This window comes from Enhydrobacter aerosaccus, assembly GCF_900167455.1.
GTDB classification, from domain to species: Bacteria; Pseudomonadota; Alphaproteobacteria; order Reyranellales; family Reyranellaceae; genus Reyranella; species Reyranella aerosaccus.
On the sequence record NZ_FUWJ01000019.1, the window covers coordinates 45,764 to 69,645 of the forward strand.

The 23,882-nt window shown below is 62.3% G+C and carries 27 protein-coding genes and 2 pseudogenes; 9 read left to right on the forward strand and 20 right to left on the reverse strand.

What is annotated here, in order from left to right:
* Positions 1–333 precede the first annotated feature (333 nt).
* Positions 334–1,047 (forward strand): DNA helicase, encoded by a 714-nt coding sequence (locus B5D62_RS31710; protein ID WP_085938109.1) that lies wholly within the window; start codon positions 334–336, stop codon positions 1,045–1,047.
* Positions 1,048–1,187: 140 nt separating this feature from the next.
* Here B5D62_RS31710 and B5D62_RS31715 read toward each other — a convergent pair whose 3' ends face one another.
* From B5D62_RS31715 to B5D62_RS31770, 12 genes are all read right to left on the reverse strand, one after another.
* Positions 1,188–1,415: a hypothetical protein gene (locus B5D62_RS31715; protein WP_085938110.1), complete on the reverse strand. Its 228-nt coding sequence runs from the start codon at positions 1,413–1,415 to the stop codon at positions 1,188–1,190.
* Positions 1,415–1,603, reverse strand: a complete 189-nt coding sequence (locus tag B5D62_RS31720; protein ID WP_085938111.1) for a hypothetical protein — start codon at positions 1,601–1,603, stop codon at positions 1,415–1,417. The genes B5D62_RS31715 and B5D62_RS31720 overlap by 1 nt, the downstream gene beginning before the upstream one ends.
* Entirely contained in the window at positions 1,600–1,809 is a 210-nt protein-coding gene (locus B5D62_RS31725; protein WP_085938112.1) for a hypothetical protein, read from the reverse strand. Before B5D62_RS31725 ends, B5D62_RS31720 begins: the two co-directional genes overlap by 4 nt.
* Positions 1,806–2,063, reverse strand: coding sequence for a hypothetical protein (locus B5D62_RS31730; RefSeq protein WP_085938113.1), 258 nt, complete (start codon positions 2,061–2,063; stop codon positions 1,806–1,808). The genes B5D62_RS31725 and B5D62_RS31730 overlap by 4 nt, the downstream gene beginning before the upstream one ends.
* A gap of 75 nt (positions 2,064–2,138) precedes the next feature.
* Positions 2,139–3,671 carry a ParB/RepB/Spo0J family partition protein gene (locus B5D62_RS31735; protein WP_085938114.1) on the reverse strand — a complete coding sequence of 511 codons (1,533 nt, stop codon included), beginning with the start codon at positions 3,669–3,671 and terminating at the stop codon, positions 2,139–2,141.
* A gap of 71 nt (positions 3,672–3,742) precedes the next feature.
* Positions 3,743–4,132 (reverse strand): hypothetical protein, encoded by a 390-nt coding sequence (locus tag B5D62_RS31740; protein ID WP_085938115.1) that lies wholly within the window; start codon positions 4,130–4,132, stop codon positions 3,743–3,745.
* 209 nt (positions 4,133–4,341) lie between these two features.
* Positions 4,342–5,217, reverse strand: coding sequence for an ArdC family protein (locus B5D62_RS31745; RefSeq protein ID WP_085938116.1), 876 nt, complete (start codon positions 5,215–5,217; stop codon positions 4,342–4,344).
* Between the two features lie 91 nt (positions 5,218–5,308).
* Positions 5,309–5,656 (reverse strand): DUF3768 domain-containing protein, encoded by a 348-nt coding sequence (locus B5D62_RS31750; RefSeq protein WP_085938117.1) that lies wholly within the window; start codon positions 5,654–5,656, stop codon positions 5,309–5,311.
* 203 nt (positions 5,657–5,859) lie between these two features.
* Entirely contained in the window at positions 5,860–6,117 is a 258-nt protein-coding gene (locus B5D62_RS31755) for a hypothetical protein (RefSeq protein WP_085938118.1), read from the reverse strand.
* A 212-nt stretch (positions 6,118–6,329) separates the two neighbouring features.
* On the reverse strand, positions 6,330–6,638 hold the full coding sequence (locus B5D62_RS31760) for an SDR family NAD(P)-dependent oxidoreductase (RefSeq protein ID WP_218191404.1): 309 nt from the start codon (positions 6,636–6,638) through the stop codon (positions 6,330–6,332).
* On the reverse strand, positions 6,635–6,904 hold the full coding sequence (locus B5D62_RS31765; protein WP_139374202.1) for a hypothetical protein: 270 nt from the start codon (positions 6,902–6,904) through the stop codon (positions 6,635–6,637). The genes B5D62_RS31760 and B5D62_RS31765 overlap by 4 nt, the downstream gene beginning before the upstream one ends.
* Positions 6,905–7,130: 226 nt before the next feature.
* Positions 7,131–7,421 carry a DUF1330 domain-containing protein gene (locus B5D62_RS31770; protein WP_085938120.1) on the reverse strand — a complete coding sequence of 97 codons (291 nt, stop codon included), beginning with the start codon at positions 7,419–7,421 and terminating at the stop codon, positions 7,131–7,133.
* Between the two features lie 65 nt (positions 7,422–7,486).
* On the opposite strand from B5D62_RS31770, the gene B5D62_RS31775 reads away from it, so the two are divergent.
* Positions 7,487–7,954 (forward strand): MarR family winged helix-turn-helix transcriptional regulator, encoded by a 468-nt coding sequence (locus tag B5D62_RS31775; RefSeq protein ID WP_085938121.1) that lies wholly within the window; start codon positions 7,487–7,489, stop codon positions 7,952–7,954.
* Between the two features lie 131 nt (positions 7,955–8,085).
* On the opposite strand, the gene B5D62_RS31780 is transcribed toward B5D62_RS31775, so the two are convergent.
* Both B5D62_RS31780 and B5D62_RS31785 read right to left on the reverse strand, forming a co-directional pair.
* Positions 8,086–8,304: a hypothetical protein gene (locus B5D62_RS31780; RefSeq protein ID WP_085938122.1), complete on the reverse strand. Its 219-nt coding sequence runs from the start codon at positions 8,302–8,304 to the stop codon at positions 8,086–8,088.
* Positions 8,305–8,411: 107 nt separating this feature from the next.
* On the reverse strand, positions 8,412–9,311 hold the full coding sequence (locus B5D62_RS31785; protein WP_085938123.1) for an alpha/beta fold hydrolase: 900 nt from the start codon (positions 9,309–9,311) through the stop codon (positions 8,412–8,414).
* A 54-nt stretch (positions 9,312–9,365) separates the two neighbouring features.
* On the opposite strand from B5D62_RS31785, the gene B5D62_RS31790 reads away from it, so the two are divergent.
* The 3 genes and pseudogenes from B5D62_RS31790 (at position 9,366) to B5D62_RS33875 (ending at position 11,028) form a co-directional block, all read left to right on the forward strand.
* On the forward strand, positions 9,366–9,980 hold the full coding sequence (locus B5D62_RS31790; protein ID WP_218191405.1) for a TetR/AcrR family transcriptional regulator: 615 nt from the start codon (positions 9,366–9,368) through the stop codon (positions 9,978–9,980).
* A 247-nt stretch (positions 9,981–10,227) separates the two neighbouring features.
* Positions 10,228–10,873: pseudogene (locus B5D62_RS31795) on the forward strand (transposase); the annotation flags it as partial.
* Positions 10,870–11,028, forward strand: coding sequence for a hypothetical protein (locus B5D62_RS33875; RefSeq protein ID WP_218191406.1), 159 nt, complete (start codon positions 10,870–10,872; stop codon positions 11,026–11,028). The pseudogene B5D62_RS31795 and the gene B5D62_RS33875, both read left to right, overlap by 4 nt.
* A gap of 324 nt (positions 11,029–11,352) precedes the next feature.
* Here the strand turns inward: B5D62_RS33875 and B5D62_RS31805 are convergent, their stop codons facing one another.
* From B5D62_RS31805 to B5D62_RS31815, 3 genes are read right to left on the reverse strand one after another with little or no spacing between them, the layout of a single operon-like run.
* Positions 11,353–12,726 (reverse strand): efflux transporter outer membrane subunit, encoded by a 1,374-nt coding sequence (locus tag B5D62_RS31805; RefSeq protein WP_085938125.1) that lies wholly within the window; start codon positions 12,724–12,726, stop codon positions 11,353–11,355.
* On the reverse strand, positions 12,723–15,851 hold the full coding sequence (locus B5D62_RS31810; protein ID WP_085938126.1) for an efflux RND transporter permease subunit: 3,129 nt from the start codon (positions 15,849–15,851) through the stop codon (positions 12,723–12,725). The genes B5D62_RS31805 and B5D62_RS31810 overlap by 4 nt, the downstream gene beginning before the upstream one ends.
* A 9-nt stretch (positions 15,852–15,860) precedes the next feature.
* Complete coding sequence (locus tag B5D62_RS31815) at positions 15,861–17,003, reverse strand: efflux RND transporter periplasmic adaptor subunit (RefSeq protein ID WP_231715014.1); 1,143 nt, start codon at positions 17,001–17,003, stop codon at positions 15,861–15,863.
* Between the two features lie 160 nt (positions 17,004–17,163).
* On the opposite strand from B5D62_RS31815, the gene B5D62_RS31820 reads away from it, so the two are divergent.
* Entirely contained in the window at positions 17,164–17,886 is a 723-nt protein-coding gene (locus B5D62_RS31820; protein ID WP_085938128.1) for a response regulator transcription factor, read from the forward strand.
* Complete coding sequence (locus B5D62_RS31825; protein ID WP_085938129.1) at positions 17,883–19,250, forward strand: ATP-binding protein; 1,368 nt, start codon at positions 17,883–17,885, stop codon at positions 19,248–19,250. Before B5D62_RS31820 ends, B5D62_RS31825 begins: the two co-directional genes overlap by 4 nt.
* A gap of 122 nt (positions 19,251–19,372) precedes the next feature.
* Here B5D62_RS31825 and B5D62_RS31830 read toward each other — a convergent pair whose 3' ends face one another.
* Together B5D62_RS31830 and B5D62_RS31835 are read right to left on the reverse strand one after the other, a co-directional pair.
* Positions 19,373–20,464, reverse strand: a complete 1,092-nt coding sequence (locus tag B5D62_RS31830) for an ATP-binding protein (protein WP_231715015.1) — start codon at positions 20,462–20,464, stop codon at positions 19,373–19,375.
* A gap of 41 nt (positions 20,465–20,505) precedes the next feature.
* Positions 20,506–21,198 (reverse strand): response regulator transcription factor, encoded by a 693-nt coding sequence (locus tag B5D62_RS31835; RefSeq protein WP_085938134.1) that lies wholly within the window; start codon positions 21,196–21,198, stop codon positions 20,506–20,508.
* A gap of 195 nt (positions 21,199–21,393) precedes the next feature.
* Here B5D62_RS31835 and B5D62_RS31840 point away from each other — a divergent pair, with 195 nt between their 5' ends.
* Together B5D62_RS31840 and B5D62_RS31845 are read left to right on the forward strand one after the other, a co-directional pair.
* Positions 21,394–22,098, forward strand: a complete 705-nt coding sequence (locus tag B5D62_RS31840) for a phosphoadenylyl-sulfate reductase (protein WP_085938131.1) — start codon at positions 21,394–21,396, stop codon at positions 22,096–22,098.
* A gap of 286 nt (positions 22,099–22,384) precedes the next feature.
* A pseudogene (locus B5D62_RS31845) lies at positions 22,385–22,707 on the forward strand (oligopeptide/dipeptide ABC transporter ATP-binding protein); the annotation flags it as partial.
* A 94-nt stretch (positions 22,708–22,801) separates the two neighbouring features.
* Here B5D62_RS31845 and B5D62_RS31850 read toward each other — a convergent pair.
* Positions 22,802–23,882 (reverse strand): tripartite tricarboxylate transporter permease (locus B5D62_RS31850; RefSeq protein WP_139374203.1); only part of this gene is annotated, 1,081 nt, incomplete at its 5' end.

Genomic DNA, 23,882 nt, shown 5'->3' on the forward strand with positions numbered 1-23,882 from the left:
TTTCGGCCTTATGCGGCGCACCGCATAACACCGATTATGTGTAGCAGGTGATTATGCCAAGTCTGGTGGCGAGAGTGTCAGTTTTCCGCCGCCTTTGTCGTCCTCGCGCTCCACATAATATCGTAGCCTTAGCCGAAGCGGCATCGCCGTAAACGGCTCGTGAGCTTGATAGCGAGAAGGTGGCCTGCTAATGCTGCGGCCTGGCACGGCCCGTGCCTCCCCCCACCGTTGGGGAAGCATACGACATGCGGGGCGTCCTGTTTTTCGAACCATCCCGTTCGAGCATGCGCATAAGGTGGGATTGCGAACATCGCTCGAAAGAGGAGGTTCTCAATGAAGCTATCTGCTCCAATCTTCAAGCTGAAGCGCCAGGCCAAGTTGCTTGCGCGCGAGTCCGACATTCCACTTCATGCAGCCCTTGATCAGACGGCCCGAAATGAGGGCTTTCGTGCCTGGAGTCATCTCGCGGCATCCGCATCCGACCATAGGCCGGCACATGAAATGCTGGCGCAGCTCAGTCCGGGTGATCTGGTGCTGCTGGGCGCGCGGCCCGGCCACGGCAAAACGCTCATGGGCCTCGAACTCGCTATCGAGGCCGTCCGAACCGATCGATCGGCCTTCTTCTTCACCCTCGAAGACAATGAAGGCGTCGTGTTCGATCGACTTCAGATGCTTGGTACTGACAGGAAAGTGGTCGAGGCCAAGCTGACCGTCGATACATCCGACGACATCTGCGCCGACTACATAATCGATCGGATCGGCCATGGGAGCTCCGGCGCCTTAGCGATCATCGACTATCTTCAGCTGCTGGACCAGCGACGCCGCAATCCGGAACTCGATGTCCAGATGAAGGCGCTGAGGACGTTCGCGAGCGCGACAGGGTCGATCATAGTGGCGCTGTCACAGATCGATCGGGCCTTCGAAACGACAGGTAGAAGCATCCCCGGACTGGAGGATATCCGCTTGCCCAATCCTCTCGACATGAGCCTCTTCACAAAGGCCTGCTTCATGCACGGCGGCGAAGCTCATCTTGAGAAAATAGCCTGAAGCCTTCGATGTAGAAGCCCGCGGCGCCCCGCCACCCGGCGAGGCGCCGCGGCACCACCACTGATATTATGTGGAGCGCGAACAAGGCAAAAGCGGCGGACAACCGCCACTCCTCACACCCAACTCCGCATAATCACGCGCTACGCATAATCAGCGGCACGCTGCGCTTGCTTCAGCAGACGGAACTTGCGGGTAAACGATCGGGCGATGACGTAGTACGGCCGAAGCGCGGTCATGTGCCCGCAGTGATGCACTGCGATGCCGGGGAGCTGCGGCGAGGTCCATAGCATGTTGAGCTCACGCCCGAGCTTGTCGCCGATCCGGATCACCGGACCGGCGGACGAAACCTTGTGAAGGGGCTGACCCATCAGAACACCTGCCTTTCGATATCCTCGGCGATCTCCTTCGCCTCGGCCGCCATGCGCTGAAACTCAGCAGTGGTGCGCCGAAGATGCGCGGTTTCCTTGGCGTCCGGTTCATAGACCTGGGCGGCCACTCCCAGGTGATGCACGGCGGCAACCGCCGTGCTGAGTGACGCAAAGCGATAGGAGGTCATGACGCACCTCTCTCACCCGAGCGTGCAACGCGATGGTCCATGTGCCGGCGTGCCCCTTCGGCGGAGCGAAGGGCACGGCGAACGGCGGCCGCGGCCTTGGGCGACGCGGTCTGCACCAGCACCGCGCGCGCCCGTCTCAAGTCATCGATGGCCTGCGCGATGAGCTTGGCGCCCTCCACCGGCGCCGATCGGATCGGCCGGCTCATGTCAGGCCCTCCTCGCTGGCAAGCGCGCGTGCCGGCGCGAAGCCGATGAACTGACCGGCGCAATGCGCCAGCTCGTCCCAGTCGCCGATGGTGTCGCGGCAGAAGATGCGATAGCCGGGATGGAGCGAGTTGATTTCGCAGCACACGGCCTCGGCATCGTTGGTGACGGAGCGGGGACCGTCCTGGTCCTCGATCCACACGCGGCGCCGGTCGTGATCGATCCGGCGATAGATGAATTGCGCAAGCACGCGCATGACAACTCTCCGATGTTGACGACTGAGAAGGGAGGGGAGGCAGGCCCCGGCGCTCGGCCGAGGCCTGCGGCTGAGTTAGTCGCGCTTCAAGGGCACGACCGATGCAGCGCCCTCGTGCTGGGCGATGCGCTCGACCAGCTCGCGCTTCTTCAAGCCGGCGCTGTCGATCTTGAGTTGCTTCGCAAGGTCCTGCAGGGCGTCGAGCCGATACCGCCGCAGAAAGCCGGTGTCGTAGCGGAACCATGTCGTCCCGCTGGCCTTCAACTCCTTCACCGCCTCGTCGTTCGGACTATAGAGAAGCGTGAGCGAGCGAAGCGCGGCTGCCCGGACAAACTCCATCACCTTATCCCAAGGCATCTTCTCGAACGCTGCTCGGCTCGGGAATGGCGTCTCTGCCACTTCCGGCAACTCGACCTTGGTATCGAACATCACGTTGACGCCGATGAAGTTGGGAAAGGACGGGCGCACCCCGGCCCACGCGGGATGCGATAGGACTTCGCCCAACATCGGGGAAAGCAAGGTCTTGAGCGCGAGCCACGTATCGCCATTGGCGATTGCGCGGGCGAGAGCTTCGGTCTGGAGTGCGCCGAGCATTTCAACCTGCGACTTGCTCAAGTCGTAAAGGGTCTGCGCCTTCACCTCCTCGGCATCGGCGCTGTCGTCCTTCGGATGCTTGCCCTTTTTGGCCTTCTTGGCTTCTTGGCGCGTGATCCAACCGCGCTCGATCTTCACCTCGCCCGACGCGGGGTTGTAGATGACGAAGGCGTGCATGCTGGCGCGCTTGGCCTTGCCGATCTTGCCCTCAACCCGGACGTAGCTGTCCCAGAGGTAAGGTTGGCCTTCCAACAGCTCGACCGCACCCCAGCCCTCGGACTGAAGCGATTCGACATCAAGTTGCAGATGCTCGCGTTGCAGGCGGTCGAAGGCCTCGCGGTCCGTCAGCCAGATTTCTTCACCGAACAGATCGCGCGTAACGGCGGAAGCCGGATACTTGTCGAGGTCGAAGATCGCGAAGTGCGAGGGAATGGCTTGATTGGTCAAGGCACGTCGGATTTCCGCAGCGTTCAACTGCCACTCTGTGCGGACAGACTTGAGATAGGTGTCCTGCTGGCTCTTGGTGCTGAGCGTGAAGGCCTCGGCGGCTGCGAGCGTGATGTCGCCGGCCCGGAACACCTTCTTGGCCTTGTCGGACAGGCCGTCGAGCTTCAAGCGCTGCTCGGCCCACCGAGCCGGATGACCGAACCGAGCGGCCACATTCTCCGCCGTGTCGCCATCAGCAATCGCGCGGGCGATGACCCGCGCCTCGTCGAGCGGATGCATCGGTGCCCGCATCATGTTGGCGACGGTGCCCAGCTCGTCGCCGGCAATGCTGCCAGCGTAAACGTCGCCCTCCAGCCCCAAGAGACCGGCTTCCTTCGCAGCGGCAAAGCGGCGGCCGCCGTCGATGATCTCGTAATGATCGGGCTTGCCGTTTGCGCGAATGATGATCGGCACGAGCTGGCCGTGGGCTCTCATCGAGGCGACAAGCCGGTCATGCGCGGCCTTCTCGGCCGGCGTCGTACGTGGGTTCTCGGCAGCGACAGACAGCTTTGAGATTTCAATAAACATTACAGTTCTCCAATCGAGTGGATTACCCGGCAGTCGATCCGCGCCGGGCGGGCGGAATGGGATGGGACGGCTCAACCGCGCGATGCGGCTCGCCGTTCACGTTCGGCCTCGCGCCACTGGCGGGACCGCTCTTTGTCGCGAGATCGTTGCTGCTCATGGGCGGTGCGATCCGCGATGAAGCGATCAACGGCGTTGCGGCGGTCAACGTCGGTGCTGAAGGACCGGACGAAGCGGGCATGGCTGCCCTTGCCGATGTAGGCGGCGGTGCACTTCAAGCCTTCGCTGTCGCCCTCGCCGTCGAACAGGTAGATCACGGCGCGCGCGGCATCGTTGCGAACGATCACCACGTCCTCGCGCTTCTCCAGATGGGCGCGGGCGGCGCGTTCCTCGCGCTCTTTGGGTCGGCGGCGGAAGCTCACCGAACCGACTACGAAATTGCCATTCACATAGGCGTCTGACATTTGGCTCTCCTTTCAAAATCGAGCTTCGGGTGCGCGCTCTACGCATCCGATGGATGCCCAGAGCCGGGGTGAGCGCGTCACGACTGGCGGGGGCGGAGGGGGATCACCCGTCTCGCAGCAAAGCGAGAGACGGGGAGACCGCCCCCGTCACCCGGAGGGCTTGGTCTTGACGCGCGAGGGGGTGCAGCCCCCTTCAGGGAAGGCGATCGCTACGCGGCGAGCTGCTGCGGCGCCGACAGTCGATTCATCAGCCAGTCGCTTGCGCGCTGGGCGGCGGAAGCCGCAGCGGTGAAGGCGTTGGGATTGGCTTTCAGGATCGTCAGCCACGACGCCACATAGGACGCGTGATCGGGCCGCGGCTCGTTGTGGATGCCGAGCCTGGCGCAGCAGAAGGCAGCGCCCAGCTCGGCCACCAGCTCCTCGAAGGCGCGGGCCTCGTCGCCGAACTTTTCCGGGAACTTGCGATCGCAGCGCCTCGGCGCGCCGGTCGCATGGCAGAGCTCGTGCAGCAGAACGGCGTAGTAGTTCTGGGTGGCGGTGCCCGAGGTCGTGCGCCGGAAGCGCCATTGCTCGGGCATGACCACTTCGTCTTTGGCGGGGACGTAATGGGCTGAGTCGCCGCGATGGGCGATCGGCACGCCCGACGCCGTCGCGATGGCATCGGCCGCGGCGATCGCTTCGACCTCGTTCGGCTTGGTCGGAACTGAGGGCGACGTATATCCGTCGACCTGGTCGGCGTTGAAGACGGTGAAGCCGAGCGGGATGAAGCGCTTGGCTTCGTCGTCGCCGTCGCCGGCGGCGATATCCTTCCACTTCACGCAGGCCGTCCCGTGTTCGCCCTTGCGAACCTGGGCGCCGAGCGCCGCCCATTGCTTGTAGGTCGCCCAGCTGCCGGTGCTGAACCGGCGCTTGTCGACGGCGGACCACAGCAGCAGCACATTCAAGCCGCGATAGGCGACGCCGGTCGTTGCATTGGTCGGCATGCCGAACTTCGCGGCGCTCGCATGCCAGGGCATTTGAAACTCGCCGGCGCCGGTCTCGATCGCAGCGAGGATGGCGGCCGTTACGTCCTGATAGACAGACATGGGACTCTCCGATTGCAGACAACAAAAAGCCGCCTCGAGGGCGGCGGATGGGGACTGACCAGGCGCCGATCGCCTGGGGAATTGGGGCGGTTCAGTATTCGTCGGCGCGCAGCAGAGTTAGAACGCGCGCGGTGCGGGCCGGATCGGAAGGATCGGCAGATGCGTATTCGAGCGACAGATCGTAGTAATCGATTTTGAAGAAGTAGGTCTCACCGTTGAGACGCAGCGCGCCGAAATCATGCTCCTCCTCGGGATCGTTATCGGCGCTGAAATCGCTGAAGCTTTGCAGCAGCTTGAACAGGGTGGAACGATCGGCCGCGCTCAAGGCCTGAACGCCTCGCGTGAGGGCGACCTGGCCGCCGACGAACGTCTGACGGAGCTGATCGTTGAGCGCACGAATGCGGGCCTTGTCGGCCGCGATGGATTGGGCATTGTCCATGGTGGAACTCCAGAAGGAAGAACGATGAGAGAAGGGCGGCCCGGCCGCCCGGGAGGATGACGAAGCGGCCGGGCCAGGTGGGCGCGCCGGCTCTTGCCGGACGCGCGGGGTCCGCCGGTTCATTTCCGGCTGACCTTATCGAGGCGCACAAACGGAAACGGCCGCCTCAGGGGCGGCCGCGTTGGGTGCGATGAAAGGGCGTGTTAGTGGAGGAAGGTCTTGGTCGCGATGGCGAGCAGGATTGCCAAGGCGAAACCGGCCATCCATTTGACGACGGCAATGTCGGCCTTAACCTCGGTTTTGAGTTCCGCCAGCTGGAGGCGCAGCTCGGGCTTGGTGACGATCTCATCGCGCAAGGCCTTGTCCAGGCCCTCGGCCATGGCGCGGGCCTGCGCGTCGGAAATGCCCGCCGCTTTGAGGCCGTCCACATAGGTGAGCTTGTCGAAGGTCATGGTCGCCATATGGTGTCCTTTCTAACATAGACCGGAATTGGGGCGAAGGAAGGGGGAGGAACCACCCTTGTGGGGTGGTTCCTCGAGGTTTGGGCTGGTAGGCAGGGAGGTTCGTAGGTCTCGAACTCTTCTTCTTGGACAGAATCAAAAGCACTCTGCCGAAGTCTTGGCCGATTCCACGGACCTACATCGATCGCGCCGTACTTTCCGGTTCGGGCCGTTCATGCTTGTCCTGCTTGAGCACCGCAGTGCCGCCGGCTTACGGTTTCGCTCGTATGCACCTTGCCGTAGCGGGCATTCGTGGCTTCCGCAGCCGTCGCGAGTTCGGCTTTGAGTGAAACGTCCGCTTTCACGGCGTCGACATCGACGTTGGTGAGCCTCAGTTGCTTGAGCGCTGCGGACAGAGCGGCCTCTTCGATGTCGCAAAGCATGACCTTGACCCCCGCCTGGGCGAAGGCGGTCGCGATTCCTAGTCCGATGCCCGACGCTGCACCGGTCACGAACGCGGTCTTTCCGGCAAGTTCCTTCAAGCGCTTTCTCCCGTGTGCAAGCGGACATAACAGAGCAGCGCGACCTGCCGATTGAGGCGGCGATAGTGCTCGGCGGCAGTGACCAGATTGCCCGGAGAGGGCTTAACGCAGGCCTTGCGGACCAGGAGCGCAAGCACCCCGACGACCGCGATGGTCGATGCGACATTGAAATATGATGCCGACCTTTGCGATGAAACTTGAAAGACACGATGTTTTCCCGAACCGATGAAAGAGGCCGACATCAGGCCCTGATCCGGTAAAATCACCCTCTTCGCCTATCCGTGCACCAAAGCCGGCTGGGTCAAGGCCGCGTGAGCGGCGGCGCGGAGCGCCAGCCTTGAGGCAGCGGCGGCGGACCGGCACCCTGGTTCTCGCGGAAGCTCTCACCTGAGCCACCGATCCGAAGACCTACGAGGCATATTGAGTGACAGAGAGGCGGACGGGCATCGCTTTACCGCGATCTTTGCGCTCGGCTTAGGACCTTGACGCCCGTCAGCCTGCATCGACGACAAACATGCGCGCCTCTTGAGCCGCATCGCGCTCGACTTTGATCGGCGCGTATTCTGACGAGTTGTAAAATGCCAGAGCGTCGGACAACGTCGCAAACTCAAAAATGCCGGCTAGAGGCAACGGCTCCACGTTTCCTTCCAACACCTGAGCGACAGGTCCGAAATGGAGGATGCGCCCCCCGGCGGCTGTGAGGGCCGCCTGAAAGCGCGGGGCCAAGTCCGCTTGCTTAGCAGCATCCTTAACCCGGAGGTTGACGTGGACATAGGCTGGCATGGTGCTTTTCCTTGAAATAATGCATATACATTATTCGCCTTCTCAAAGCTTGTCGAGGCCGACATATGACGGACGCTTCAGATCTCTATCGCCTCATCGAAACCGAATGCCCGGCATTCCAGGCGCGAGCGACCGCACGAGCGCTCACGCGCTTTTACAATGCTTGCTTCCTCTCGCTAGGGATCACCGCTGAGCAGTTCAGCCTTCTGGTAGGAATTGGTGGCAGCCACGAGCCGACGCTCGTGGAACTGGCCGCGCGAGCGGGAGTGGACGCCACCACTCTCAGCCGCAACGTCAAGAGTCTTGAGCAAAGGGGTCTCGCATACAGCCAAGGAGGTCTCGGTCGCGCCGGGAAGCGCTTGGTGCTTACCGACGAAGGTCGCAGGTTGATGGGTGCAGCCATCGTCGTTTGGGAGCGAGCTAGAGCTAGATTGAGAGATATTCTCGGTGAGGAAGCGTCGTACGTTGCGCGTAATATCATGTCTCGGCTTACTCAGGCCGCGCAGACCGCCGCATCGGAAAGCTCTGAATGAACCGCCCGCCGGTTCCGCTGGAGCGCCGGCAGTGTTGCATTGCCAATCGCGCGCGCGCCAGTCCATCCTGGCTACTTCCGATGCTAGGCTTCCATCCTTCCCGCTTTCCGACTGGGTCGCTGCACGCGGCCCTATGTGGTCGATTCAGCCACGACACGAAGCGCCTGCAGAAACAGGGCGCCATAACAGAGCAAAGCGATCTGCCGATTGAGGCGGCGATAGTGCTCGGCGGCAGTGACCAGATTGCCCGGCGAGGGCTGAACGCGGGCCTTGCGGACCAGGAGCACAAGCACCCCGACGGCCGCGACGGCCGATGCGACATTGAAAGTGAAGCAGAGCCAACCAAGCATTTCCAAGCATTCCTGCCGACATGAGACGGGACGCGGTGGTCAATCCGACTGCGTGGGCTGGGCTCCGGACTGAATGAGGCAAGGACCGGGGTCTCTGACCCACTCAACTACATAGTTCTGGCCCAGAAGACTTCCAGTGCGTGAGCCAAATCCCGGGGATTGTCCTCCTGGACGTTGTGGCCTGCGTTCTCGACATTGATCCATCGGCCGTCGGGGAATCGCCTGACAAAATCGTCGGCTGCCTCTTCACTGACGACCCGACTATTACCACCCCTCGCTAGCAAGAACGGATGCGCCATGTCCGGCACACGCGCCTCGAAGCCCGCCAGATGATGCAGGAGCACGGCATAGTCGGAGGCACCGCGGTAACGCAGATCGCACTTCCATGCCAAGCGTCCATCGTGACCTTGCTTTAGGAGCGCGCGCATGCGGTACTCTAGGCGGTCCGGATCGCTCTTTGGGCTGACGGCTAGGACCATCGCCACGACCTCCTCTACAGTCGAGGCCCCCGGAAAGCCTCCCATGAAGGCGCGCATCCGCGTCGTTGCACCGAACAGCGGCCGCGAGACCACATCGACCATCGCCAGGCTTTCGGTGCGATCGGGATAGCGTAGCGCGAACTCGCACGCCACCATGCCGCCCAGCGACATGCCGACCATCCGCGAGCGTTCGATCCTGAGCCCGTCGAGAACGACCAGGACGTCCGTGGCATGGCTTCCGATCGAATAGTCCTCGGCCCAGTCGCTGGCGCCGTGGCCACGCAAGTCGATACAAAGCAGCCGGGCATCGGTTCGGAGCGCCAGGGCGACGTAATCCCATGTGCGAGCCGTTAGCGCGCCGCCGTGCAACAGCACGGCGGCAGGCCCGCTGCCGCCCCAGTCGAGCACATTAAGGGAGAGGCCATCTTTGCAGGAGAAACGCCGCGCGCAAGGTGGCGTGATGTCGTCGAAGGCGATGCCGAGCCGATCAGCTATTGCCGCAAGTGCCTCAGGATGCCAATCCTCCATGAGAACTCCTTACTTAGGTATCCCTAAGTAGTCTCCTTCAGAAGTGGGATGTCAATGGCCAGTCGACAACGCCGAACCCCTCAAGCGGCCAAACTTGCGATATTGGAAGCAGCGGAGCGCCGGCTGCATGACGAGGGCCCGGACGGCGTGCGCATCCAGCGTATTGCCACCGATCTGGGGCTAACGGATGCGGCCATCCACTATCATTTCGGTACCCGCGAGGCGTTGATGGACGCGCTCCTCCGCCGCATCGGACGTCGGCTGGTGGACGATATCGAAGCAACGATCGAAAGCTGGGCTCCCGACCGCATCGACGTCGCCGCGCTAGGCCGGCTGTTCCAGCGCGCCTATGCCGACGAACGAGCCGCCCGGCTGGCGCATTGGCTCAGCCTGGCCGGCTGGCGGCCGAAAGGATCAGGCATGTTCAGGCCCCTGGTGGAACGGGTCCATCGCGCGCGCGTCCAGGCGGCACGCAAGGCCGGGCGTGCTACTCCCCGACTTGCCGACACCCAGCACGCCATCGCTCTGTTGAGCGCAGCCCACATGCACGCGGCGATGTCGGGAGACGCCGTGCTGGCGAGCGTCGCGACGGAGCGCCCTGGCCCCGACCCGCGCAGCTTTCTCGACTTTGCCGTCAAGCTGATTGCGCATCATCTCGCGCAATCATGAGCCAGTTCCTCGCCGCGATTGCTTCTCTTCGGCAGCATCCGATCGGTCACGCCGCGCTCCAGCAGCTTTGGATAGCAAGGGCTACGGCTTCAAGTTCAAGTATTCCTGCCGACATGAGACGGGATGCCGATGGTCAACCCGACTGCGTGGGCCGGGCTCTGGACTGAATGAGGCAAGGACCGGAGGTCCCGTCTTTCCCCTTTCTGCTCCGAGTGAGCTCGCGTCCGGTCGATGGCCGCGGCGCTCTTTGGATGTGTGGGCGTCGATCAAGAGCTTCCGCCACAAGGACGGTGATGACGACGATGCGACCGGGCCTGGCCGCAACGCCGAGCGCAACTTCCACAAGGAGAGGCGCTCGAACGAGACGCATCGCAGCACGACCGACCTGGAAGCTCGGCTTTACAAGAAGGTCGACGGCCAGCCAGCCAAGCTCTGCTACATAGGCCATGCCCTGACGGAGAATCGCCATGGCCTGGTGGTTGGCAGGCGCGCCAGCTTGGCCACGGGCGCGGCCGAACGCGAACAGGCGTTGGCTCTGGTCGACAGCTGTCGCGGCAGGCGATGTATCACCCTAGGCGCCGACAAGGCCTATGACGTGGCCGACTTCGTGGCCTCACCCCGATCCCGTTCAGCCGGCCCCCACATCGCCATTGACGGCCATCTGAGCAAGACCGGCAAGCCACGCAAGACATCGGTCGACCGTCGGGTCACCCGACACGCCGGTTAAGCGATCAGCCAACGTTGTCGCAAGCGGATCGAGGAGGTGTTCGGCTGGATCAAGGCGTCGGCAGGACTGGCTAAGGTCAGGCTGCGAGGATGTGCCCGAGCCGATACCGCTTTCAGCGGCCTACAACCTGATCCGCCTGCCAAGGCTCCTGGCGTTGCCGATATGAGTGTCCAGGGCCGATGGAGCGTCGTTGAGACACCCGGCTACGACATGTCGGTGCCGACCGCCTATATCCAGTTCGATCAGGACGGTGGTGAGTCCGCCTTCAATTGCCTCGCCGGCGTCATCCATGGTACCTACAACGCCGTCGAGTTCGCCTGAGGCGGCAACGACGAGATGGAGCACGCGAGCAGCCACGGTTGGGCCGAACTGCAGGACGACGGCTCCCTCGAAGGTGACATCTCCCTCGAAAACGGAGATGATATCCTTCTCATCCCTCATCGCTCGACCACTTCTTCAACAACCTGCTAAACGGTCTTCATCGATAGTTCGAGACCTCCATCATAAGAGACGGTGGTCGATTGAAAGCCGTTGGCGGAATCGCTGATGAAGGCGAGATAGGCGGCGTGACTAAGCCGTGCTCGCCACCGTCAACATTATCCCGAACGGTCGCCGCAAACCGCAGGCGCAGTGCCTGACGCTTTCTCATAGGCTGTTGTCCGCGCCGAGCGCCCGATAGAGAGCGATCCGGTTGTTGAGATCAGTCAGGATCACGTTGATTTGCGTCTGGCGTGCCGAATAGAGGGTGCGCTGCGAGATCAAGGAATTCAGGAAGCTGCCCGCTCCAGCGCGATATTGCGCGTCGGCAAGCTGGTAGCTGCGGTTCGCCGCTTCAACCAGGTGGCTTTGGGCGGTGCGCTGCCGAGCGATGGTTCCGCGGCGGGCCAGCGCGTCTGCCACATCCTTGAACGCCGTCTGTACCGTCTTCTCATATCCGGCGAGGAAGAAGTCGCGCTGCGCGTTGGCATAGGCCAGATTGCCGATGTTGGGGCCACCGAAGATGGAGACGGTCGCGGATGGCGCCACCGACCAAGTGAAGGCGCCGCCGGTGAATAGCGAAGACAGAGCTGTGCTCGCAACGCCCGCCGCCGAGGTAAGCGTGATCGCCGGAAAGAAGGCTGCACGCGCCGCGCCGATGTTTGCGTTAGCGCCTTTGAGCCGATGTTCGGCCTGCACGACATCAGGGTGCTGCAGCAGCACTTGCGACGACAGGCCCGCAGGCGCGACTGCAATGGAACTATCGAGTTCAGCCAGAGCGGCAGGCAGCAGCGCTTCTTCGACAGGGCTGCCGACGAGCAGCTCCAGAGTGTTGCGGTCCTGCGCCACCTGGGTTGTGTATCGCTCGACGTCGGATTGCGCGCGAGCCAGGACGGTGATGGCGTCCTGCTCCGCACCGGCGTTAGTGAGTCCGACGGCAAGTAGCGAGCGGGTAAGCTCGACGGAACTTGCGCTGCTTGCCACTGTTTCCTGGGCGATCCGCAGCAGGTCGTTGCTGGAGGCAAGAGTCACATAGGCGGTAGCGGTCTCCGCGACCAGCGTGATCCGTGCCGAGCGAGCGCCAGAGTCGGTCGCGAGGTAGGTCTCGAATGCAGCCTCGCTTTGACTGCGGAGCCGGCCGAACAGATCGATCTCGAAGCCGCTGAGACCAGCGTTGGCCGTATAGTTTTCGCTTGTGCCGGTTTCCTTTCCAATGATCGAACCGGAAGCCGTGCCGGACAACGTCGGCCGTTCGGCGCTGCGGGTGACGCGATACCTGGCTCGGGCGGAGGCAACATCGGCGATCGCGGCGCGCAGGCCACGGTTATCCGACAACGCCCGCTGGATCAACGTCCTTAGTTTGGGGTCGGCGATGAGTTGCAGCCACGGCGAACCGGCATCACCTTTATGCTGCGGTTCGTACGCTGCACCCTGCGGCCATGTCGAGGGCGCGGCCAGCGGTGGGCGCGCATAATCCGGCGCGAGGCTGCAGCCGGCAAGCAAAGCCGCGGTGATCGGCAGCAAGAGAGCGCGCCGGGTCATTCGTTCTCCGAGGCTTGGGAATCGGCGCGATGCAACAGGCGGGCGACGAGAACGAAGAACATCGGCACATAGAAGATTGCGAGCACTGTGGCGGTCAGCGTGCCGCCGGAGACGGCGGTCCCAATAGCCATGCGACTGCGCGCGCCGGCTCCGGTGGCGATAGCCAGGGGCAGCACGCCGACGATGAATGCGATCGAGGTCATTAGGATAGGCCGCAGCCGCAAGCGGGCGCCTTCCAGCGCCGCCTGCACGATGTCCTCGCCACGCCGTCGGGCTGCTTCGGCGAACTCGACGATCAGAACCGCGTTCTTCGCAGTGAGGCCAATCGTGGTTACCAACCCGACCTGGAAGTAGACATTGTTGTCCAAGTCTCTGAGCGTCACGGCGAGCACTGCGCCGATCAGGCCGATCGGAAGCACCAACAGCACCGCGAGCGGAATGGACCCGCTCTCATAGAGGGCGGCGAGGCACAGGAAGACGATGAGAATGGACAGCGCATAGAGATAGGGCGCCTGACCTTGCGCCTGCCGCTCCTGGTAGGAGATCCCGCTCCAGGCGGAGGTGGTCCCGGGAGCGAGTGCGTGTTGGAGCGCTTCCATTGCTTTCATCGCGTCGCCGGAGCTCGCGCCCGGCGCCGCCTCCCCCTGGATCTCGTAAGACGAGCGTCCGTTGAAGCGCCAAACGCTACTCGGCCCGACCTCCCACGTGGAAGTAGCGAAGGCCGAGAACGGCGTCATGGTCCCGTTACTCGCGCGCACGAACCATGTGTCGAGGTCGTTCGGCCGCATTCGGAACGGCGAGTCGGCCTGGAGATAGACGCGCTTGACGCGGCCGCGGTCGATGAAGTCATTGACGTAAGTGCCGCCCCAGGCAGTGCTCAACGTGCTGGTGACAGCGCCCAGATTGAGGCCGAGCACGGCAAGCTTGGTCTCGTCGATGTCAATTCGGAGCTGTGGCATGTCGGGCAAGGTCGTGGCGCGGACTTGGGAAAGTTTTGGGTCACGGTTTGCTGCGGCGACCAGTTTGTCGCGCAATGCGGTAAAGCGGGCGCGCTCCATGCCGCTGGTATTGAGGAGTTCGAAAGTAAAGCCACTGGACTGCCCGAACCCCATGATCGCCGGGGGCGCCGTCGCAAACACCTGGGCATCTCGTATGCCCGAGAGCGCCTCCACCGCGCGCAGGCCAATCGCCTCCGCGCTGCTGCTGTTGGCCCGACGCTGGCCAAAGGGGGCCAGGCTGATCCACGCCGTGCCCGCGTTTGCGCCGGCTCCTCCGAAACCGATGCCGTCCACTGCAAAAACGCTGGCGATATTGGTTCGCTCGCGCTCCAGTAAATATCGCTCGACGGTAATGCCAACCTTCTCGGTCCTTTGCAGGGTGGCTCCCGCAGGTAGCGTGTATTGCACCATGAGCTCGCCTTGGTCCTCGGTCGGCAGGAAACCGGTTGGCAAGCGCACGAACAGCAGCGCCAGGAGTCCAAGGAGGAGGGCGTAGACGCCAAGATGAAGCCTGCGATGGGATATCACGTTGCGGGCGGTGTCGACGTAGCGGCCGGTCATCCGATCGAACCAGCGGTTGAAGCTGCCGAACAGTCCGTGGCGTTGGAGCGGATCATGGTCGCCGGACTTGAGCAAGGTCGCGCAAAGTGCCGGCGACAGTATCAGCGCCACCAGCACCGACAGCACCATCGAGGAGACGATGGTGATCGAGAACTGGCGATAGATGACGCCGGTGGATCCATCGAAGAACGCCATCGGCAAGAACACAGCTGAGAGGACAAGCGCGATGCCGACGAGAGCCGAGGAGATCTCGTTCATCGATTGGATCGTCGCTTCCCTCGGCCCAAGCATTTCCCTGGTCATGATGCGCTCGACATTCTCGACGACGACGATCGCGTCGTCGACCAGAAGCCCGATCGCGAGCACCATACCAAAGAGCGTGAGTGTATTGATCGAATAGCCGAAGACGACAAGCACGCCGCATGTGCCGAGCAGCACCACAGGGACGGCGATCGCTGGTATGAGGGTTCCCCGCCAGCTCTGCAAGAAGAGGAACATGACGATCATGACGAGGACGATCGCGATCACGAGCGTCTCGATCACTTCCAAGACCGACAGCTTGATAAAATCTGTCGCATCGCCGCTATAGGAGACGACGTAACCAGCCGGCAGTTCTCTTCCGAGTTCGGCGACGCGCGCCTTGACTGCCGCTGCGGTCTTGAGGGCATCGGCGCCCGGCGCGAGCCGGATCGAGATGCCGGAGGCCGGATGACCATCGACGCGGCTGACGTAACTGTAGTCTTCTTGGCCGATTTCGACTCGGGCCACATCGGACAGGCGTACTACCGATCCATCCCCTTGCGTCTTGACAACGATGGCACGGAATTGGCCGGCTGAGGTGAATCGGGCCTTGGCCTTGACCACGGCATTAAGCATCTGTCCAACGACTGCCGGATTCTGTCCGATCTGCCCAGCGGAGACCTCCGTGTTCTGTGCCTGAATTGCGGCTGCAATGTCGGAGGGCATCAGCTTAACGGCGGCGAGCTTCACGGGATCGAGCCAAATGCGCATCGCATACTGCCCGCCGTATAGTTGGACTTGGCCGACGCCGTCGACGCGGGCCAGTTCGTCCTGGAAACGACTCACCAGATAGTCTCCGATATCGCCATCCGACGACCTATTGGTCTTGTCGGCCAGAGTGACGATCATCAGGTAGCCGCTGTTGCGTTTGACGACGCTCAGCCCTTGTTGCTGTACGGGAATGGGAAGACGTGACAGGGCCTGCTGCACGCGATTCTGAACCTGCACCTGGGCTATTTCGGGATTGGTGCCCTTGCTGAAAGTAATGCTGATGCTGGCGATGCCCGAACTGTCGGAGCTAGACGAAAAATAGAGCAGTCCGTCGATACCGGTGAGCTGTTGTTCCAGCACTTGGGTCACGCTGGTTTCCAGCGTCTCGGCCGACGCTCCCGGATAGGTTGCGCTGACGCTGACCTCGGGCGGTGCCATGTCCGGATATTGCTCGATGGCAAGTCGAGCGATGGCATAAAGGCCCCCCATCATGATGACGATGGCGATGACCCAGGCAAAGATCGGACGGTCGACGAAGAATCGGCTGAGAGGCATGGCTCGGCCTCAGAGGTTGACAGGGACAGGCTTGACCAAGGTGCCCGCCTGCACCTTGCCGATGCCCTCGACGATGAGTCGATCGCCGGCCGTCAGACCGTTGGTGATCAGCCACGTGTTGCCGATAGTTTGCGCGGCGGTGACCTCGCGCTGGGCGACCTTGTCGTTCGCATCAACGACGAGTGCCGTGGCATTGCCCCGCGCATCCCGAACGATTCCCTGCTGTGGCGCGAGAATGCCAGCGGGGACGACAGCCTGTGGCGCTTCTATCCGTACGAACATTCCCGGCAGCAATAGGCCATCGGGGTTTGGGAAGCGGGCACGCAATGTAACAGTGCCGGTGTTCTCGTCGACCGCGACTTCGCTGAACTCAATGCGACCGGTAAGGGGATAGTCGGACCCGTCCTCGAGCTTGAGGCGGACCTCGGAACTGGCGGGAAGTACTTCACCTTTGGCCACTGCCTGGCGCAGCTTCAGGAGCTGGAAGCTCGATTGGCTGATGTCGACATAGATCGGGTCGAGCTGCTGGATGGTGGCCAGCGCAGTGCTCTGGTCTGCCGTTACCAAAGCGCCGGGTGTTACGTTTGATCGGCCGATTCGGCCCGAGATCGGCGCCAGCACCCGCGTAAATTCGAGGTTGAGGTGCGCCGTCTCCAACGCCGCTTGATGTTGGCGAACACTGGCACGAGCCGCCTGTGCGGCCGCGGTCGCATCGTCGACATCCTGGCGACTGACCGATTGGGTGACCGTCAGCTTGAGATACCGGTCCGCCTTGGCCTGAGCTGATGCAAAGGTGGCCTGGGCGCTTTCGAGTTGGGCCTGTGTCTGATCGAGGATGGCGCGATAAGGGCGTGGGTCGATCTCATAGAGTGCCTCGCCGGCCTGAACGACAGAGCCTTCAGTGAACAGCCGCGCCCTGATGATGCCAGCGACCCGAGGGCGAACACCGGAAGACATGGTCGCGGCCGTGCGGCCAGTCAGCGCGGTCGTGAGTGTAACAGGCTGGGCGACGAGGGTGACTACCCCGACTTCGGGCACCGGTTGCGGGGTCTGCTTATCCTCGTGACACGCGGCTAGCGCCAGCGTCATTGCCAGCCCCGCTGGTCGGATGAATCGGGTCCAAGTCAATGGTAATGGGAACACGGGCTGCACGCCGAAGGGGGCCTGATTTTGTAGACGGTTCCCGACTGTGGATCGGGAGGGGTCTCGCTAACAGGCCGAGGGCGTAACGGCGCGTACCAAAAGGTAGGCAATTGTAGCGGTGTGTATCAACTGCCCAAATTGCCTAAATCCTTACTGTATAGTCGTCAGCATGAATCAACCATCAGGGTCAGAGGGGCGGATCCTTGTCGCTGATGACGACGAGGATATCCGGACCCTCATTAGGGAGCAGCTGGAGCGCGAACCATATGAGGTTCGTACCGCTGGCGACATCGCCGGTGCGCGCGCGGCGCTGGCGGAGGCGCCGGTGGATGTGCTCGTCCTCGATCTCAATTTACCCGACGGCGATGGCGTGACGTTGTGCCGAGAATTGCGCGCTGAAGGCCACGGTGGAGCAATCATCATGGTCACGGCCCGCGACGCCGCAATCGACCGCGTGCTGGGCCTCGAGCTCGGCGCCGATGATTATCTGACTAAACCGTTCGAGCCGCGCGAATTACGGGCGCGGGTGCGCAACCTAATCCGCAGGCTCAAGATCGCCGATGGGGGCCCGCGGAACGCTCGCGTGGCCCACATCGGGCCTTGGCGCCTCGACCTGATCCAGCGTCGCCTAATCGCGTCTGATGATAGGCTGGTCATGCTGGCCTCGTCCGAATATCGGCTGCTCACCCGCTTCCTGGCTGCACCCAATCGTGTGCTGTCTCGCGAGCATCTCCTCCCGGAACGTAGCGCTACGGTCGCCTTCGACCGCTCGATCGATCTCCAGGTGAGCCGCTTGCGCCAAAAGCTCGCCTCGGAACCGGGCGGCGCCGATTTGATCCTGACCGTGCGCAACGAAGGCTATGTCCTTGCAGGCGAGATTCGCTTCGAATGAGGCGGTTGTTTGCCACAGTGTCGGCTTTCGTCGACTCGCTGCAAGGACGCCTCACGCTGCTATTGACTGTGGGCCTCGCCGCCTCCGCGATCTTGTCGCTGCTCGTGGCCGAGCAATCCCGCAAACGGGATTTCGAGCAGGCCAGGCTTGATCGGGTGATAGCTAGCACCGCGGACATCGCCGATAGGCTGCAACGCGACCCGGACCATACGACGCAGGCCCTGCGCAACTATGACATCCTCGGTGCGCAGTTCGCGCCCCAACCGGTGAAACTGGAATTGCCCAACCGTTTCTTGACTAGCTTGCTGACGGCAAGGCTCGGCGCGCACGCGCAACCTCAAGCCGCTCAGGTGCCAAGCAATTTGTGCTTTCCCGAGGGTCTCGACCTCAGCTCGCGTGCTGCTGGAGCCGATTCACACTTCCTCGACTGCTGGTATGTGTACTTCGTCGACAATAAGGGTGTGTCGCGGGAATTGGCGTTCGATTTTCCGCCGCTTCCCACACCGCACAGTTCCACGCTCGATCCCATCTATCTCCTGGGCATTCTCATGGCGAGTGGAGTGCTCTCGTTTCTCGTCGCCCGGTTTGTTACCAAGCCACTCCGGCGCCTGACTGACGCCGCCCGCGGATTCTCGCTCTCGGCCGACCCCGAGCCCATCCCCGTGCTTGGCCCTACCGAGGTTCGCGCTGCACTGGGAACCTTTAACCTCATGCAGACTCGCATCCGCGATGGGGTCAGGGAGCGTACTCATATCCTTGCGGCGATCGCCCATGACCTTCAGACTCCGCTCACCCGGCTCCGACTGAGGCTCGAGCAGGTCGTAGAGCCGGTGCTGCGTGAGCATCTGATCGCCGATCTCGCAACAATGCAGACGCTGGTCAAGGATGGGCTCGAGCTCGCCCGCAGCAGCGAGAACCGGGAGCCTTGGTCAGTCGTTGAAATCGATACCCTCCTGTCGAGCCTGTGCGAGGATGCAGCCGAGTTCGGCAGTGACGTTCGCTTCACGGGCGGCTGTGGCGCGCGAGTGCGCGTCAAGCCCAATGCACTTGCCCGGTGCATCACCAATCTCATCGATAACGCTGTCAAATATGGTGGCGACGCCGAAGTCTACTGTGTTCTGGAGGGCACGGGCGTCGAGGTGCGGATACGCGATCATGGACCCGGGATCGACGAGCAGCTCCTACCGACGATCTTCGAGCCATTCGTGCGCCGCAACACAAGCCGCTCTCGGGAGACTGGAGGGACCGGCATCGGCCTCACTATCGCACGGGCTCAGGCCGCCACCTTTGGGGCGACGATTGCGGTGGCAAATCACGTCAAGGGGGGCACCCTAGCGACAGTCCGTATCGTCCTGGAGCGATGACTTTCGCCAAAATCACACGGTCCTGGCAGTGATCAAGTGGTTGGCATATGCAATGTTAACGGGATGGCCGAAGGCAGCGGCTCGTTACTCGTCTGCCTATCAGCCAGCTTCGGCGACCAGTGCTACGCGCCGGGGCATGCGGTAGTAGAAGGCTTTTCGTCGCTAGCGAACAGGAGGCAAGGTAACCGCACTTCGACAATTGCACCGCCTTCGGCGTCGCTCCGCGCTGAGGCCGTGCCCCCTTGCGCTTCAGCGATTGCCCGCACCACAGTGAGGCCCAACCCACTGCCACCGCTCTTGCGCGATCGGGAAACGTCGGCACGCCAGAAGGGAGAGAAGGCTAGCTCCTCATTACCGGGGGGAAAGCCGGGACCGCTGTCTCGCACTCGCAAGATTGCCCAGACCCCAAGGACCTTGGTTTCGACGTAAACTATTCCTGGCGCAGCATGCTTTCGGACGTTCTCGAGAAGGGCGAGCAGCGCCTGCCGGACGCGCGCACCGTCGGCACGAACTTTGGCCGATTCAAGGTTGGCACGGATATCGACGTCAGACGCTTTCAGGTCGGCATTGGCCAAGGCGATCACGGTGGCGGCCTCGCGAGCAAGGTCAATTTGCTCCAGCCGGAGCACCATTCTGCCGCTATTGGCAAGACTCAAGAGATGAAGATCATCGACAATGCATACTAACGTGTCCACCTCGTCCACGAGCCTTGCGAACAACGTGTGGTCCGGGGCAAAGACTCCGTCTGCAAGGCCTTGAAGTCGGCCGCGGAGAATCGTGAGAGGCGTACGAAGTTCATGGGAAACCGCGGCATTTCGCGTCCTCAGTTCAGCGTCGGCGGCGGCGAGTTGGCTTGCCATTGTATTGAAATCGCTCACGAGCTGCTTGGTCTCTTCGAAGGCCGGTCCGTCGACCTGTGCGCGCGCGGCCAGATCGCCTGCGGCTAATCGGCGAGCGGCAAGTCCGACCGCGTCAAGGGGACGGCTCAGGCGTCGCGTGAGCCGAACGGCAACGAACAGTGTCCCGGTCGTACCGGCCAACCACAGGAGGAGATAGGCCTCCCATTCATACCAGGTAGGAAGGGCCGTGCCGAGCGAGGGGGCTGCGGCATCAGGGTCGCCAAACAGAGAAGGGAAGTAGAGCAAGGCCACGGTATAGAAGGCGACCATTCCCAGAATCAGCCCGGCGAGGGCGAGGCTGGTAACGGCCGCCATCGAGACCGCCAACTGGCGGCCGAGCCTGCGGGATGAAACGGTCATCTCGAGGGCGAGAGTCGATAACCGACGCCGCGAATGCTTTGAGGATAGCCGACCGCTCCAGCGGCGCTGAGCTTCCGCCGTAGGTTGCTGACGTGGGTATCGATTGTGCGTTCAAGGGTCTCGCTTTCGGGTATGCAGGCATCGACCAGCTCGGCACGCGTAAAGGCACGAGTCGGCATCCGGATCATGTGGCCGAGAACGCGGAATTCCGTAAGAGTCAGATCGAGATGCACCGCGCCGGAACCAGAAGCGACCACAGCGCTATGTGCAATAAGATCGACCGAGATCGGTCCAAACCGCACGACCTCGGTCTCGCCATGGCCGAGCGTTCGCCTCAGGACAGCTTTGACGCGCGCGACAACTTCATGCGCATTGAACGGCTTGACCACGTAGTCGTCCGCACCGATCCTTAGCGCTTGCAGCTTGTCGAGATCTTCGCCAAGAGCAGTAACCATGATCACCGGAGTGTTGTGCTGCCGCCGTATCACGCCCAGTACGGCATAGCCGTCGATGGCCGGCAGCTTCACGTCGAGAAGGACGATGTCGGGCTTCAGGCTCAAATGAAGGTCGATTGCCAGCCGACCGTTCTCCGCCCGCACAGTTCTGAAACCTTCGCGCTCAAGATAAGCCTGCAGGATCGTTGCAATTTCGGGTTCATCTTCGACGATAAGCACAACGGCGTTCATCATGGTGGCCATATGACTACGATAACCCGCATTGTCGAGATCGTGTCGAGATGATGTGGCGTGATGTCAGCATCGTGGTGAAGTGAATATTCACCCCTGAGATCCGCAGTCTCTCCACTACGTCTCCACACTACCTCGACCATGTCTGTGTCCCGTGTTGCTGCAGTGGTCAGAAGCTAAGCAGCCACGGAGATTGGCATGGGTCCTTCGGAACACGCTGTATTCCTGCAGCGAGACTACGGTTGCTCATCAGCCGCCAAGGTCTTGGAAATTGCGCGAGACTTGTTCAATGGGCGAATCGCTGTCGTTTCGTCGTTTGGCGCCGAGTCAGCAATCCTGCTGCACCTTGTATCTCGTGTCGATGCTACAATCCCTGTCCTATTTATCGACACCGGCCGTCATTTTCCGGAGACACTCGACTATCGCGAGCGGCTAAGTGCACACCTGGGCCTTCAAGACGTCCGTAGTGTCGGACCAACGGCGGTGGAGGAGCAGCGGCTTGATCCAGACCTGCGTCGCGCCATCTGGGATGCGGATGGCTGCTGCGCCTTCCGGAAAGTAGCGCCGCTCGAATGTGCTTTGCGAGATTTCTCGGCCTGGATATCAGGTCGCAAGCGCTTCCAGACGACGGGGCGGGCCGACCTTCCTGTGTTCGAGGCTGATGGCGACCACGTCAAGATTAATCCGCTGGCAAGCATGAGCGCTGTCGAGATCGTCGATTACGTCGAAATGCACAACTTGCCTCCACATCCACTTGTTGCCCGAGGTTACCCTTCTATTGGATGCGCTCCTTGCACCACCACCGTGCGCAAGGGCGAGAATGCCCGTGCCGGTCGCTGGCGCGGCCTTGTAAAGACCGAATGCGGAATCCATCGGCCGGCTCGATCTTTGGTCAGGGATTAGCACAAGGGTCGCGCAAGCGGCATCGTTGGTTACTGAGAGATCGTCACGAGATTGCGCATCACTAAAGGCCCTAGGAGATCTAAATCAGGCTTCGTAGCTGACATACCGCTCCACACGAAACAGCGCCATTGCTATCTATCGCGCGTCAGTCACACGGCGCGGATGGCCCTGCGAGAAGAAGCGCGTACGCGATGAGCCTGTGGGATACGAACTCGGTGAAGAGTTGCATGCGCTTCGTCGTGGGTGTCTCCCCCTGCGTGAGAAGCCGGAGCGTTCCATAGAAGTGCATTGCGTCGCTATGATGTATCTGGGGCGTATTGTTGAGATGGCGCCCAAGCGCGCGATATTCGCTGCACGAAGCATCCATGCACGAGTGCGCTAGTTTCAGCGGTGCCGGTGCCAGAGCCGGCGACCCACCGTCAGCGCATGGTTCTCAAAGGTGACGTACCGAGCCCTATCAGTCTTCCTGCGGGTTGCCGCTTCCATACGCGTTGCCCTTATGCTTTCGATCGCTGTCGCGTCGAGGCCCCCGAGTTGAGGTTATCGGATAAGGATCACTTGGTAGCTTGTCATCTGCACGCCCCCAGTTTGCCAAGCATAGTAAGGTAGTACGAAGGACGATTACTGGATTTTTCGCTCGATGTGGCTGACGAAAGGCATGCCGGCGGCTAATGCGCCGATCGACCACGCGGCTTTCTTCGGTCTAACCGTCCTCTTCCTGGAAGGCCTCTTCCCTTGCTTTCTTGATGCTGGGGAGGGCCATGAGGAGGAGGAGGACGGCGGTAGCGATCAGCAGGCCGAGGCTGATGGGCCTCTGGATGAAGACCGCGGGGTCGCCACGCGACAGCAGCATGGCGCGCCGGAAATACTCCTCCATCTGGGGCCCGAGCACCAGCCCCAGCAGGAAGGGGGCGCCTTCGCAGCCGAGGCGGACGAAGACGTAGCCGAGCACGCCGAAGATGGCGACCTGGACGACGTGGAAGGTGCTGTTCTGCAGGCTGTAGGCGCCGATCGAGCAGAACAGCAGGATGGCCGGGGCCAGGAAGCGGTAGGGCACCGTCAGCAGCTTCACCCACATGCCGATCATCGGCAGGTTGATGATGACCAGCATCAGGTTGCCGATCCACATCGAGGCGATCATGCCCCAGAACAGGTCCGGCTTCTTGGTCATGACCTCGGGGCCGGGCTGGATGCCCTGGATGATCATGGCGCCGACCATCAAGGCCATGACGGCGTTGGACGGGATGCCGAGCGTCAGCATGGGGATGAACGAGGTCTGGGCGGCGGCATTGTTGGCCGATTCCGGCGCCGCGACGCCTTCGACCGCGCCCTTGCCGAACTCGCCCGGGCGCTTGGAGAGCTTCTTCTCCAGCGTGTAGGCCGAGAAGGCGCCCAGGGTGGGGCCGCCGCCGGGCAGGACGCCGAGGATGGAGCCGAGTGCCGTGCCGCGCAGGACCGCGGGCCAGGCCCGCCGCACTTCTTCGCGGGTTGGCCACAGCGAACTCACCTTGATGGCGCCCGAGCGCGACATCTTGCGTTCGAGATTGACCACGATCTCGGCGATGCCGAACAGGCCCATGGCGATGGGGGCGAAGTCGATGCCGTCGCTGAGTTCGGGGATGTCGAAGGTGAAGCGCTGGGCGCCGGTATTGACGTCGGTGCCGACCAGGCCGAACAGCAGGCCGAGGAACACCATCGCGATCGCCTTCAGGACCGAGCCGCTGGCCAGCACGACGGCGGCGACGAGGCCGAGCGCCATGAGCGAGCAATAGTCGGCCGGGCCG

Coding starts and splice junctions, on each gene's coding strand:
- B5D62_RS31840 (WP_085938131.1), top strand. CDS start 21,394: ATGGGTCCTTCGGAACACGCTGTATTCCTGCAGCGAGACTACGGTTGC.
- B5D62_RS31745 (WP_085938116.1), bottom strand. CDS start 5,217: ATGTCTGTCTATCAGGACGTAACGGCCGCCATCCTCGCTGCGATCGAG.
- B5D62_RS31725 (WP_085938112.1), bottom strand. CDS start 1,809: ATGAGCCGGCCGATCCGATCGGCGCCGGTGGAGGGCGCCAAGCTCATC.
- B5D62_RS31790 (WP_218191405.1), top strand. CDS start 9,366: ATGGCCAGTCGACAACGCCGAACCCCTCAAGCGGCCAAACTTGCGATA.
- B5D62_RS31775 (WP_085938121.1), top strand. CDS start 7,487: ATGACGGACGCTTCAGATCTCTATCGCCTCATCGAAACCGAATGCCCG.
- B5D62_RS31720 (WP_085938111.1), bottom strand. CDS start 1,603: ATGACCTCCTATCGCTTTGCGTCACTCAGCACGGCGGTTGCCGCCGTG.
- B5D62_RS31785 (WP_085938123.1), bottom strand. CDS start 9,311: ATGGAGGATTGGCATCCTGAGGCACTTGCGGCAATAGCTGATCGGCTC.
- B5D62_RS31810 (WP_085938126.1), bottom strand. CDS start 15,851: ATGCCTCTCAGCCGATTCTTCGTCGACCGTCCGATCTTTGCCTGGGTC.
- B5D62_RS31805 (WP_085938125.1), bottom strand. CDS start 12,726: ATGACCCGGCGCGCTCTCTTGCTGCCGATCACCGCGGCTTTGCTTGCC.
- B5D62_RS31820 (WP_085938128.1), top strand. CDS start 17,164: ATGAATCAACCATCAGGGTCAGAGGGGCGGATCCTTGTCGCTGATGAC.
- B5D62_RS31770 (WP_085938120.1), bottom strand. CDS start 7,421: ATGCCAGCCTATGTCCACGTCAACCTCCGGGTTAAGGATGCTGCTAAG.
- B5D62_RS31750 (WP_085938117.1), bottom strand. CDS start 5,656: ATGGACAATGCCCAATCCATCGCGGCCGACAAGGCCCGCATTCGTGCG.
- B5D62_RS31825 (WP_085938129.1), top strand. CDS start 17,883: ATGAGGCGGTTGTTTGCCACAGTGTCGGCTTTCGTCGACTCGCTGCAA.
- B5D62_RS31780 (WP_085938122.1), bottom strand. CDS start 8,304: ATGCTTGGTTGGCTCTGCTTCACTTTCAATGTCGCATCGGCCGTCGCG.
- B5D62_RS33875 (WP_218191406.1), top strand. CDS start 10,870: ATGAGTGTCCAGGGCCGATGGAGCGTCGTTGAGACACCCGGCTACGAC.
- B5D62_RS31710 (WP_085938109.1), top strand. CDS start 334: ATGAAGCTATCTGCTCCAATCTTCAAGCTGAAGCGCCAGGCCAAGTTG.
- B5D62_RS31715 (WP_085938110.1), bottom strand. CDS start 1,415: ATGGGTCAGCCCCTTCACAAGGTTTCGTCCGCCGGTCCGGTGATCCGG.
- B5D62_RS31740 (WP_085938115.1), bottom strand. CDS start 4,132: ATGTCAGACGCCTATGTGAATGGCAATTTCGTAGTCGGTTCGGTGAGC.
- B5D62_RS31755 (WP_085938118.1), bottom strand. CDS start 6,117: ATGGCGACCATGACCTTCGACAAGCTCACCTATGTGGACGGCCTCAAA.
- B5D62_RS31830 (WP_231715015.1), bottom strand. CDS start 20,464: ATGGCGGCCGTTACCAGCCTCGCCCTCGCCGGGCTGATTCTGGGAATG.
- B5D62_RS31730 (WP_085938113.1), bottom strand. CDS start 2,063: ATGCGCGTGCTTGCGCAATTCATCTATCGCCGGATCGATCACGACCGG.
- B5D62_RS31735 (WP_085938114.1), bottom strand. CDS start 3,671: ATGTTTATTGAAATCTCAAAGCTGTCTGTCGCTGCCGAGAACCCACGT.
- B5D62_RS31835 (WP_085938134.1), bottom strand. CDS start 21,198: ATGATGAACGCCGTTGTGCTTATCGTCGAAGATGAACCCGAAATTGCA.